Annotated in this window: 12 protein-coding genes; all 12 read right to left on the bottom strand. The window is 42.2% G+C overall.

What is annotated here, in order from left to right:
- Nucleotides 1-308: 308 nt before the first annotated feature.
- Nucleotides 309-1,793: a lysine--tRNA ligase gene (gene lysS / locus ACIQCO_RS26250; protein WP_400434877.1), complete on the bottom strand. Its 1,485-nt coding sequence runs from the start codon at nt 1,791-1,793 to the stop codon at nt 309-311.
- Nucleotides 1,794-1,992: 199 nt separating this feature from the next.
- Nucleotides 1,993-2,994, bottom strand: a complete 1,002-nt coding sequence (gene dusB, locus ACIQCO_RS26245) for a tRNA dihydrouridine synthase DusB (protein WP_400434875.1) — start codon at nt 2,992-2,994, stop codon at nt 1,993-1,995.
- Between the two features lie 11 nt (nt 2,995-3,005).
- Entirely contained in the window at nt 3,006-3,212 is a 207-nt protein-coding gene (locus ACIQCO_RS26240; RefSeq protein ID WP_066094593.1) for a helix-turn-helix domain-containing protein, read from the bottom strand.
- Nucleotides 3,164-3,685, bottom strand: a complete 522-nt coding sequence (folK, locus tag ACIQCO_RS26235; RefSeq protein WP_400434873.1) for a 2-amino-4-hydroxy-6-hydroxymethyldihydropteridine diphosphokinase — start codon at nt 3,683-3,685, stop codon at nt 3,164-3,166. The genes ACIQCO_RS26240 and folK overlap by 49 nt, the downstream gene beginning before the upstream one ends.
- 3 nt (nt 3,686-3,688) lie before the next feature.
- Nucleotides 3,689-4,048 carry a dihydroneopterin aldolase gene (folB, locus tag ACIQCO_RS26230; RefSeq protein WP_400434871.1) on the bottom strand — a complete coding sequence of 120 codons (360 nt, stop codon included), beginning with the start codon at nt 4,046-4,048 and terminating at the stop codon, nt 3,689-3,691.
- Nucleotides 4,041-4,883 (bottom strand): dihydropteroate synthase, encoded by an 843-nt coding sequence (gene folP, locus ACIQCO_RS26225; RefSeq protein WP_400434869.1) that lies wholly within the window; start codon nt 4,881-4,883, stop codon nt 4,041-4,043. Before folP ends, folB begins: the two co-directional genes overlap by 8 nt.
- Before the next feature lie 106 nt (nt 4,884-4,989).
- Nucleotides 4,990-5,178 (bottom strand): hypothetical protein, encoded by a 189-nt coding sequence (locus ACIQCO_RS26220; protein ID WP_400434867.1) that lies wholly within the window; start codon nt 5,176-5,178, stop codon nt 4,990-4,992.
- Nucleotides 5,168-6,094 (bottom strand): cysteine synthase A, encoded by a 927-nt coding sequence (gene cysK / locus ACIQCO_RS26215; protein ID WP_400434865.1) that lies wholly within the window; start codon nt 6,092-6,094, stop codon nt 5,168-5,170. Before cysK ends, ACIQCO_RS26220 begins: the two co-directional genes overlap by 11 nt.
- A gap of 324 nt (nt 6,095-6,418) precedes the next feature.
- Nucleotides 6,419-7,327, bottom strand: coding sequence for a peptidyl-prolyl cis-trans isomerase (locus tag ACIQCO_RS26210; protein WP_400434863.1), 909 nt, complete (start codon nt 7,325-7,327; stop codon nt 6,419-6,421).
- 202 nt (nt 7,328-7,529) lie between these two features.
- A complete protein-coding gene (gene hslO / locus ACIQCO_RS26205; protein ID WP_400434861.1) occupies nt 7,530-8,408 on the bottom strand; it encodes an Hsp33 family molecular chaperone HslO in 879 nt (292 codons plus the stop codon).
- 100 nt (nt 8,409-8,508) lie between these two features.
- On the bottom strand, nt 8,509-9,276 hold the full coding sequence (locus tag ACIQCO_RS26200) for a type III pantothenate kinase (protein WP_400434859.1): 768 nt from the start codon (nt 9,274-9,276) through the stop codon (nt 8,509-8,511).
- Between the two features lie 198 nt (nt 9,277-9,474).
- Nucleotides 9,475-11,433, bottom strand: a complete 1,959-nt coding sequence (ftsH, locus tag ACIQCO_RS26195) for an ATP-dependent zinc metalloprotease FtsH (RefSeq protein ID WP_400434857.1) — start codon at nt 11,431-11,433, stop codon at nt 9,475-9,477.
- Nucleotides 11,434-11,495 lie beyond the last annotated feature (62 nt).

The following is an 11,495-nucleotide window of genomic DNA, read 5'->3' as shown; positions in this document are numbered from 1 at the left end:
GATTAGCTCATAAATGTTACGTTGGCTTAGTTTTATAAAAAAACTAAAAAATATTGTTTGTTGACGTTTTTGTTTGTTTAGTTTTCAAAGAACAAATCGTTTGTCACTCAAAAGCGACTTTATAATCTTACCAAGTTATCAACCGAAAGTCAACAACTTTTTTATTTCTTTTTTTTCATTTGTGTTACTGTCTCGCAACAACAGATATTAATATACCACCATTATTAAATCAGCGCAATACTTTTTTTACGTTTTTTTATAAAAATTATCAAAGAAAAAGTGCCGGCACGGCCGGCACTTTACCATCCTTAACGATGGCGCATTAATGGGAATAACAGCACATCACGAATAGACGGAGAATTCGTTAATAGCATAACTAAGCGATCAATTCCAATTCCTAAGCCTCCTGTTGGCGGCATACCGTATTCCAACGCCTCAACAAAGTCTTCATCCATCAAGTGGGCTTCATCATTACCTTGTTCACGTTCCATTAACTGTGCTTCAAACCGTTCCCGTTGGTCAATTGGGTCATTAAGCTCGGTAAAAGCATTTGCATGCTCACGGGCTACGATAAACAATTCAAAACGATCGGTGAAGCGCGGGTCTTCATCATTTTTCTTAGCTAACGGTGAAATCTCTACTGGATGTCCAAAAATAAAGGTTGGCTGAATTAACTTTTCCTCTACCTTCTGCTCGAAGAATTCATTAACGATATGACCATATAACATTTTATCGTTAATTTCCACTCCATGTTCTTTGGCAAGTCCGCGAGCTTCTTCAACACTCATTTCCTTCCAGAAATCCGCACCGGTAAATTCTTTAATAGCGTCGACCATGTGAAGTCTTTTCCACTCTGGTTTTAAATCTACTTCATAATCACCATATTGGATGGTTGTTGTTCCGACTACTTCTTGAGCAATATGGGCAACTAAGTTTTCCGTAAGGCTCATGATATCACGATAGTCTGCATAGGCTTCATAAAGTTCAATCATGGTAAACTCAGGGTTGTGACGGGTCGATACGCCCTCATTTCTAAATACACGGCCGATTTCATAAACCTTTTCGAGACCGCCGACGATTAAACGTTTCAAATGAAGTTCAATGGCTATCCGCATATATAATTCCATATCAAGGGCATTATGATGCGTAATGAATGGACGTGCAGATGCACCGCCAGCAATTGCATGCATCATTGGCGTTTCGACTTCTAAATAACCTTTGCTATCCAGATAGCGGCGCATTGATTGAATGATCCGGCTCCGGGAAATAAAGGTCTGTTTACTTTCTTGACTCATAATTAAATCTAAATAACGTTGGCGGTAACGCTGCTCAACATCTTTAAGTCCATGAAATTTATCCGGTAATGGACGAAGAGCTTTAGATAAGAAGGTAAAGTCTTTAACTTTTATCGAGAGTTCACCCATTTTGGTTTTAAATACAGTTCCAGTTACCCCGATGATGTCTCCTAAGTCAGCGGAATTGAAAATTTGATATTGTTCCTCTCCTACAGCATCATGCCTAACATAGATTTGAATTTGCCCCTTTAAATCTTGAATGTGGGCAAAGCCTGCTTTCCCTTTTCCGCGCTTTGTCATGATGCGGCCGGCAATACTAACCGTCATGTTTTTCCCGTCAAGCTCTTCATTTTCCAATTGTCCATATTGTTCAACCAATTCAGCACTGTAGTGGGAACGGTCAAACCGCTTACCAAATGGATCTAAACCATTTTCACGCATCGAATTCATTTTTTCACGTCTGACCATTAATTGATCGTTTAATTCTTCCTGACTCAACACTATCAACTCCATTAATTTCTTAATTATGTAAACACACGCATAATTACTTTTTTTGCATACTCTATTATTTTACACAATCTTAAGATTTCAGACACCAAAAAAGTTCTTTATAGAATAAAAACTGCCAGTTATCCCACTGGCAGCTTCCATCGGTAATCATAAATAGGATAGAACATCAGCCTAAAGCAAGTCAAACTTAACCAACAATTGCCTGGCTTTGCTCCTTTTCTTCCATCTCGATGACTAAATCATTTAAGATGGAAACTAAATGGTCACGCGTATCACACTCATTGATGGCATTACGCACTCTCGCATTACCGGGGACTCCTTTTAAATACCAGGCGGCATGTTTACGCATTTCCCGAACTGCTATATGTTCATTTTTCAGGGCAATCAACCGATCCAAATGAAGGATGCAGACATCGATTTTTTCACGAACAGATGGCGGCGCCATTAACTTACCTGTTTCAAGATACTGAACGGTACGGTAAATCATCCACGGGTCGCCTAATGCCGCTCTGCCAATCATGACCCCGTCAACGCCGGTTTCATCAAGCATTCTTTTGGCATCCTGTGGTGTTTGGACATCTCCATTACCGATGACCGGAATGGTAACAGACTGTTTAACTTCACGGATAATGTCCCAATTTGCTTTTCCTTCATACATTTGCACACGCGTACGGCCGTGAAGGGCTACTGCCTTTCCGCCTGCACGCTCAATCGCTTGGGCATTTTTGACGGCAAAGATATGCTCCGCGTCCCAGCCCATCCGCATTTTTACGGTTACAGGCTTTTCCACTTCTGCCACAACCGCAGACACCATTTCGTAGATTTTATTGGGATCAAGCAGCCATTTTGCACCTGCATCACATTTGGTGATTTTCGGAACAGGACAGCCCATATTGATATCGATAATATCAGCATTCGTATTTTGGTCAACAAATTTAGCCGCTTCAACCAGCGTTTTCTTTTCCCCGCCAAAAATTTGCAGACTCAACGGTTTTTCACGCTCATCAATATACAGCATATTCATCGTTTTTTCATTTTTTAAAACAATCCCTTTGTCGCTGACCATTTCCGCACAAACTAAACCGGCACCGAACTCTTTAACCGTTAAACGGAATGCCGAGTTACAGACACCAGCCATTGGTGCTAAGACAACAGGGTTCTTCATTTCAATATTACCGATTTTTAACAAAAATCCACCTCCTATTCTTTCGGTGTTAAATCATCTATAGTTATTTTTAAGGAATGAGCAATTCTTTCTAGTAAGTCACCTGCAGGCAGGCGATTTCCTCTTTCAATCTCTCCTAAAATCGATACTGATACACCTAGTTCCTTCGAAAAGCTCTCCTGTGTGTAACCTTTCAGCTTCCGATAGGCTCGAATACGTCTTCCCCACTTTTCTGCTTCCATATTCGGACTCCTTCTTTATCAGGTAATTCAGCCAGCGCTGCTTCAAGAGGCTTTTCCATCCACGAAAAGTTTGGCTTCAATTCTAAAAGCGGCACAAGCACAAATGCCCGCTCTAACATCCTCGGATGCGGAACAATAAGCTTCTCTGTTTCAATATTTTCTTGGTTAAAAGTCAGAATGTCAAGGTCTACTGTCCGCGGACCCCATTTTATTTCCCTCTTTCTCCCAAGATTCAGTTCTATTTTTAAACATTTAGCTAATAATTCATGAGCATCCAAATCAGTGATAACCTTAATCACCATATTTAAAAATAAATCCTGATCTTCATAGCCGACCGGATCTGTTTCATAAATAGAGGAGAAAGTTACCAACCTAGTTACCGAATCACTGGTTAAAAGTTTGATTGCTCTCGTTATATTATCATAACGGTTTCCTACGTTCGAGCCAAGGGCAATAAATGCTGTGTTTTCCACTTTTTATCTTCTCCTTGTAATTTCTACGGCAACGGACTTATAATGGCCAGGAATCGGCGGGTCTGGTTTGATGACTTTTACCGTGACCTCTGATACGAGCGGGAATCCCGTCAGGACACTTCCGGCAATTTTCTCTGCCACAGCTTCAACAAGCTTATATGGCTTTCCTTCGACAATTTCTTTGCACACTTCATACAGCTCGCCATAATTGACAGAGTGTTCTATTTCATCGGATTCCCCTGCCTTTTTCAAATCAACAGAAACGGCTAAATCGACAGCAAATCTTTGACCTAGTCGAGTTTCTTCCGGAAAAACACCATGGTAGCCGTAAAACTCCATCCCATTTACGTATATTTTATCCAATGATTTCACCCTTCCCCATCATAGCATCCATCATTTTTGCCATTCTGCTCATTTCCTTAACATCATGAATGCGGATGATCTGACAGCCCTTTTGAATCCCATAACAAACGGTTGCACCTGTTCCTTCCATTCTCTCTTCAACTGGAAGATTTAATGCCTGGCCAATCATTGTTTTACGTGATGTCCCTAATAGAACGGGATACCCGAGCATTACCAGTTTATCTAAGTTTTGCATCATGAGCAGGTTCTCTTGATAGTCCTTGGCAAATCCGATACCGGGATCGAGGATAATATTATTATCGATGACTCCGGCTTGTTTAACAATGGCGATGCTTTCATATAGGTCATTGAAGACATCTCTTACGAATACACGATAGTTTCGATTATGACGGTTATGCATTAAGATGATGGGGACATTGTACTCCGCGGCAACGCTTCCCATCTTTTCATCCGCTTTCGCTCCCCAAATATCATTAATGATATGGGCACCTGCTTCAATCGCTTGCTTCGCTACTTCTGCTTTATATGTATCAATCGATATTGGGATTTGAACATGGCGGGAAATAGCCTTGATAATTGGAATTACGCGTTCGAGCTCTTCTTCTACAGAAACAGCAGCAAAGCCGGGACGTGTGGATTCACCGCCGATATCAATGATGTCCGCCCCGTTCGCTGCCATCTCCTTCGCCCGCTTTACTGCAGTTTCGATTTGATTATATTCGCCGCCATCCGAAAAGGAATCTGGCGTGGCATTTAAAATGCCCATCACAATTGTTTTTTTCGTAAAATCCAATGTATATGGGCCGCATTGAATCTGTTCTTGAGTTGATTTCATTCCGATTCCCCCTTCGCTTGTTTTCACTCATTTATCATACATGAAGCTTTTATTAATTTCCAAAACTAATATAGGTTCTATGCCACCATTTACTATGAAAACTTATTCAGAGATACATTCTGCCAATAAAGGCGGTGTGAGCAGAGCAGCGCTTCGCCCAATTCGAAGCGGTAATCGTATAATCTCCACTAAATTTGGATTTACTGATTCGTTTTTGCGGCGCTCCGCCCCTTTTCCACATAAAAATAGAGGCGTTGGCAATCGCCAACGCCTCCAATTTGTTTCTATTCCACATCATACTGATAAAGCAGTGTGCTTAAATAGCGTTCTCCGTTATCAGGAATAATTGCAAGCACTTTTTTGCCTTTTCCTAATTCCTTTGCAACTTTTAATGCTGCATAAATTGCTGCCCCTGAAGAAATTCCGCCTAGAATCCCTTCTTCTTTTGCGGCACGGCGGGAGGCTTCGAATGCTTCTTCTGTTCCCACCTGGATAATTTCATCATAGATATTTGTATTTAAGGTGTCAGGGATAAATCCTGCGCCAAGACCTTGAAGCTTATGCGGGCCTGGTTTTCCGCCGGAAAGAACTGCTGAATCCGTTGGCTCGACTGCATAAATTTTAACATCCGGGAATTTTTCACGGAGCACACTGCCGGCCCCTGAAATTGTTCCGCCTGTTCCGATTCCTGATACAAATGCATCCAGCTGATCCATTTGTTCTACAATTTCCTTTCCTGTTGTTCTACGATGAACCTCAGGATTGGCTTTATTCTTAAATTGCTGAGGCAGAAAATAGCCGTGTTCTTTGACAAGTTCTTCCGCTTTAGCAATAGCACCTTTCATACCCTCTGGTCCAGGTGTCAACACTAGCTCAGCCCCGTAAGCGCGAAGCAGATTTCGTCTCTCTAAACTCATGGTCTCTGGCATAACAAACACGGCCTTATACCCCTTTGCCGCCGCAATCATTGCCAGGCCGATGCCCGTATTTCCGCTTGTTGGTTCAATAATTGTATCAACCCCAGGCTTGATTAATCCCTGGTCCTCAGCAGCTTCAATCATCGCTAAGGCAATCCGATCCTTGACACTGCTCCCCGGGTTAAAATATTCAAGCTTTAAATAAACCTCTGCACTGTTTTCATCTGTCAATCTATTTAGCTTAACAATTGGAGTCTGGCCGACTAATTCAGCCACTGAATTTGCAACACGCATTACAAGCACCCCTATTCCGAGTATTTTGATTGGATTTATATTGAATTTACCAGTTTTATACTTGTTTTGTCAATCTTTTTGCATCGTGATTTCTTATTTTTTTGACTGTGTTAAAAGGGAATGTTGATTTCCGTTCCAGGCGCTTCGCGTTCCGCGGGGCGGGCGGTGAGCCTCCTCGGCGCTAAAGCGCCTGCGGGGTCTCACCTGTCCCGCTGCTCCCGCAGGAGTCTCGCGCCTTCCACTCCAATCAACATTGTGCTCAAAATTAACAATATTCTTTAAACTTCCATTTTATAAAAAAAAGCACAGAAATTTCCTGCGCTTTTAGTTTGCCTTTTTATTACTGTCGTAAAACCAGTCCACCTTTGCTTCATCCCAAAAAGTTGAGGCTGAGACGGGTGTTTTGATTTGCTCAAGGGCAATTTGCCGGCGAATTTGCTCTTTAACATCATCGTAACTATATTTTTTCCCGCTTATTTTCGCTTCAAGCTTCAGTAAGGCATATCCTTGTTCCACCTTGAACGGCTTACTATAAGCTCCAGTCTTTAGTTTTTTAGCGGTTTCGATATACTGCTCCGGGTAACGTTCATCCTCTTCGCTAATATAGCCTATATCTCCGCCTTCATTAGCTGAAAACTCTTCAATAGAACGTTCCATTGCTAACGCAGCAAAACTTGAACCATTCGCTAACTCCTTTGAAGCCTTTTCTGCCTCTCCCTTGGTTTTAACAATGATATGGGATAGATGGTAAGTGACCGGTACATCGAAAAGCGTTTTGTTTTTATCATAATAGCTTTTCAACTCTTTATTCGAAACTACGACATCTCTTGTCAAAAGTTCCTCTAATAGAAGGCTCTGCCGAATTTGTTCCTTCCATTGTTTCTCATTCTTATGGTTCTTTTGGCTAAAAGAATTAGAGGTGGCTTGGAGCATTCTAAATTCCCGTTCAACCTCTTGGTCAGATACTTTTATATGATATTTTGCCGCTATTTCGTTAACGACCATTTGATCAATCATTTCTTTTAATATGTCTTTTCCGTATCTGGATTCTAATTCATTCAGCCAATCCTGTCTTGAAATTGCCTTTTTTCCCACCGTTGCCACTGCCTCTTCATTGCTCATGGTTCCGCTTGTCTCACTCGCCTTTGAAAGGAAAAAAGCGACAGTCAGGCAATTAACCATAATAAGAGCGGCAATAACCATCCAAAGCTGCTTCCTCGCCAACCTCTTCACCCCTAACAAAACTCATATGGCGTCACACGCCACTATTTACCATGGAAAATAAATTCAGAGAACCAGTATTAGTCACCTAATAAAGGCGGTGTGAGCAGAGCATGGATTCACTTTATCGAAAGTATAAAATGTATATTACTAGCTAAACTTGTCTATACTGATTCGTTTTTGCGGCGCTCCGCCCCTTTTCCATATCAAAGGATTATTTGGCATCCTTTTTCAGTGCTTCTAATTCTTCCTTCGAAAAATGATATTTCTCATTGCAGAAGTGGCAATGTGCCTCGGCCTGTCCATCTTCTTCAATCATCGCATTTATTTCCGCAGCGCCTAAGCCAACAATGGCATTAGCAAAGCGCTCTTTAGAGCAGTTACACTCAAATTGTACCGGCATTGTTTCTAATACCTTTACATTTTCTTTTCCAAAAAGTTCTTCTAAGATTTCCTCAGGTGTTAGGCCTTGTTCAATTAATGTAGAGATGGGGGCAATCGTTTGTAAACGTTCCTCCATTTTGGCAATAACGGGTTCTTCAGTGCCTGGCATTAATTGAAAAATAAACCCGCCTGCCGCCAAAATTGTATCGTCAGGGTTAACTAACACACCGACACCAACCGATGAAGGTACCTGTTCCGATGTCGCAAAATAATAGGTGAAGTCCTCTCCTAATTCTCCTGAAACAAGTGGAACCTGGCCAGAGAAAAAGTTGCGGAGCCCTACATCCTTGACGACTGACAGCAAGCCATCGGTGCCAACCGCGCGGCGGACATCAAGCTTGCCATGCTCGTTTGATTCAAAATCAACCTCTGGATTGGTCACATAGCCGCGGACTTCGCCTTTGGCATTACTGTCGACAACAATTTGCCCGATTGGCCCGCCGCCGTTTATTTTAATTGTAAGCTTGTCCTCACCCTTAAGCATCGCACCCATCATCACCCCTGCGGTCACCGCACGGCCAAGCGCGGCTGAAGCTGTCCGCCATGTGCGGTGCCGACGCTGCGCCTCACTCACTGTTTCTGTCGTCCTTACTGCATAAGCGCGTATATTTCCATCATAGGCTAGTGCTTTCACTAGATAATCCTTCATAAAATGACCCCTTTTCAGCTGCTAAGAAAGCATAAAATATTGGCTTTGAGAATTGTCCAGCTCAGCCCCCAACGGCTGCTGGACTTCCGCTTTTCTTATCTTATCCGATATTTCGTTTATAGATGAGCTGTAATCCTTTTAACGTTAAAAATGGATCGACCACATCAATAATCGTTGATTCCTGGGCAATTAACGGGGCCAGCCCGCCTGTTGCAATAACCGTTGGCTTCTTCCCGCTCTGTTCCATCATCCGCCTTACGATGCCCTCAACTTGTCCTACATATCCATAGACAATCCCCGCCTGCATAGCGGCCACCGTATTTTTCCCGATTACCCCTTCAGGGCGGGCAATTTCAATTCGCGGCAGTTTTGCCGCTTTAGAGTATAGCGCCTCTGTCGAGATACCTACACCAGGTGCAATCGCTCCACCCATATATTGCCGCTCCTCATTCACATAACAATAGGTGGTTGCTGTCCCAAAATCGACAATAATCAGCGGACTTCCATAATCTTGAATCGCCGCTACAGCGTTAACAATCCGATCTGCTCCAACTTCCCTTGGATTTTCATATTTAATATTCAGTCCTGTTTTTATCCCAGGTCCGACAATAAGCGGCTTAACATGGAAGTACTTCTGGCACATTCTTTCTAACGCAAACATGATTGGCGGAACAACTGAAGAAATAATAATGCCGTTAATATCGGAAAAAGAAAGACCTGAATGGTCAAACAACGCTTTTATGCTCATGCCAAACTCATCTTCTGTGCGGTTTCGGCTTGTTTCCACCCGCCAATGATATTTAAGTTTATCACCTTGATAAACACCTAAGACAATATTGGTATTTCCCACATCAAATACGAAAATCAAAGCTATCACTCACTTTATCGATTTTTCTTTTCTACACTGAAAACATAATAACATAAATCGTATATTGATGATAAAGAAAACTTGCCGATTGGCGAGCCGGCAGGCGGTTCATGAAGCATAGCAGCCCATTCCTGATGAAAAAGTTTACTTTCCTATCGAAAAAAAGAGTGCTTCGGTTCGAAGCACTCTTTTCGCAATTTACTTGTAATCAATGTCATCAGGTGGGGTATCTAGGAAAGATTTCTCCTCTTTCGCTTCCTCATCCTTTTTAGTATTAATGTTAACCTTCATATCCCCTGGCTTTTTAGGTCCAATTTTTACAGATTCTAAGGTAACAGAAGAATCAGGCATATGACCGTGGTCAACCAAGTATTTGATTTGTTCGGCAACAAGTGTTTCTACCTCAAGAAGTGTCTTAGCAATCAAATCAAGCTTGTCACGATTCTCAGTCAGAATCTTTCTTGCCTTTTCATAACATTCTTTAATAATTCTTTGAATTTCGAGATCAATCTCGTAGGCAATTGCATCGGAATAATTTTGTTCATTGTGAATGTCACGGCCTAAGAAAACCTGACCGCCTGAACCTTGACCGAACTGAAGCGGTCCAAGCTTATCGCTCATCCCATATTCAGTTACCATCTTGCGGGCAATACCTGTAGCCCGCTGGAAGTCGTTGTGGGCACCCGTACTAACTTCACCAAAAACAATTTCTTCAGCGACACGTCCACCCAATAATCCGGTAATTTTATCAAGCAATTCCGGCTTTGTCATAAAGTAGCGGTCTTCTCTAGGAAGCATGACGGCATAGCCGCCTGCTTGCCCCCGGGGAACAATCGTTACTTTGTGGACCATATCTGCTTCATCGAGCACTAATCCGATAACGGTATGACCGCCCTCGTGGAAAGCTACGATATTCCGTTCTTTTTCGGAAATAACCCGGCTCTTCTTTGCTGGACCAGCAATGACGCGGTCTGTTGCTTCATCGATATCTTCCATATCGATTTTCTTCTTACTGCTTCGGGCTGCAACAAGTGCGGCCTCATTCAATAAATTCTCTAGATCAGCACCTGAGAAACCAGGTGTACGCATCGCAATATTTTTTAAATTTACTGATTCATCTAACGGTTTATTGCGCGCATGGACTTTTAGTACTGCCTCACGCCCAATTACATCTGGACGATCAACGGTAATTTGACGGTCAAAACGGCCAGGACGTAATAATGCAGGGTCAAGAATATCTGCACGGTTCGTTGCTGCAATGATAATGATTCCCTCATTCGCACCAAAACCATCCATCTCAACTAAAAGTTGATTCAACGTTTGTTCACGCTCATCGTGTCCGCCGCCGAGTCCGGCTCCGCGCTGACGTCCGACAGCATCAATTTCATCAATAAAAATAATACATGGTGCATTTTTCTTTGCATTTTCAAATAAATCACGAACACGCGAAGCACCGACCCCAACAAACATTTCGACAAAGTCAGAACCGCTTATTGAGAAGAAAGGAACTCCCGCTTCACCTGCTGTTGCCCGGGCAAGTAATGTTTTACCAGTCCCTGGAGGTCCCACTAAGAGAACTCCCTTTGGAATACGGGCACCTAATTCAGCGAATTTACGAGGGTCTTTAAGGAACTCAACGACCTCAACTAATTCAGCCTTTTCCTCATCCGCACCGGCAACATCTCTAAAACGAACCTTTTTCTTATCATCGTTATAAAGCTTTGCCTTCGATTTACCAAAGTTCATCACACGGCTGCCGCCGCCTTGAGCTTGGTTTAATAAGAAGAAGAATAAAATAAAGATAATCACGAACGGAATAATTGAAGTAAAGAACGTTACCCAGCCGCTAGTTTCCTTTGCTGGCATTACTTCCACTTTTGAATCAGCTGCATCAATTCGTGCAAGAATTTTCTCGCTGTTTGGAATATAGGTTATAAATTTCTTGTCTTTTGCATTGAGCTCACCGCGAACTTCATACACTCCTCGTTCAGGCTGCATCGAAAATGTTTTCACTTCACCATTTTCTAATTGCTTAACGAACTTATCATAGGAAATGTGATCGGTCGGTTCATTACTCCCATTAAAGAAACTAACCACGCCAATAATAACTAAAAATATTAATAAATAAAAGATGGTATTACGGAAAATCCGATTCATCTCTTACCTCCTCCCGCGGGTAAAAACTATATTAAATAGTATCATAGAAAATCTTACTAATT

Source organism: Neobacillus sp. NPDC093127 (assembly GCF_044754175.1).
GTDB lineage: Bacteria > Bacillota > Bacilli > Bacillales > Cytobacillaceae > Neobacillus.
Note: the sequence above shows the minus strand (reverse complement) of the source record. Positions and strands in the feature narration are given on the sequence as shown.

Excerpts from the sequence above, each read along its gene's own strand:
- ftsH (WP_400434857.1), bottom strand. The coding sequence starts at position 11,433 with ATGAATCGGATTTTCCGTAATACCATCTTTTATTTATTAATATTTTTA.
- cysK (WP_400434865.1), bottom strand. The coding sequence starts at position 6,094 with ATGCGTGTTGCAAATTCAGTGGCTGAATTAGTCGGCCAGACTCCAATT.
- ACIQCO_RS26240 (WP_066094593.1), bottom strand. The coding sequence starts at position 3,212 with ATGGAAGCAGAAAAGTGGGGAAGACGTATTCGAGCCTATCGGAAGCTG.
- hslO (WP_400434861.1), bottom strand. The coding sequence starts at position 8,408 with ATGAAGGATTATCTAGTGAAAGCACTAGCCTATGATGGAAATATACGC.
- folP (WP_400434869.1), bottom strand. The coding sequence starts at position 4,883 with ATGAAATCAACTCAAGAACAGATTCAATGCGGCCCATATACATTGGAT.
- ACIQCO_RS26220 (WP_400434867.1), bottom strand. The coding sequence starts at position 5,178 with ATGTGGAATAGAAACAAATTGGAGGCGTTGGCGATTGCCAACGCCTCT.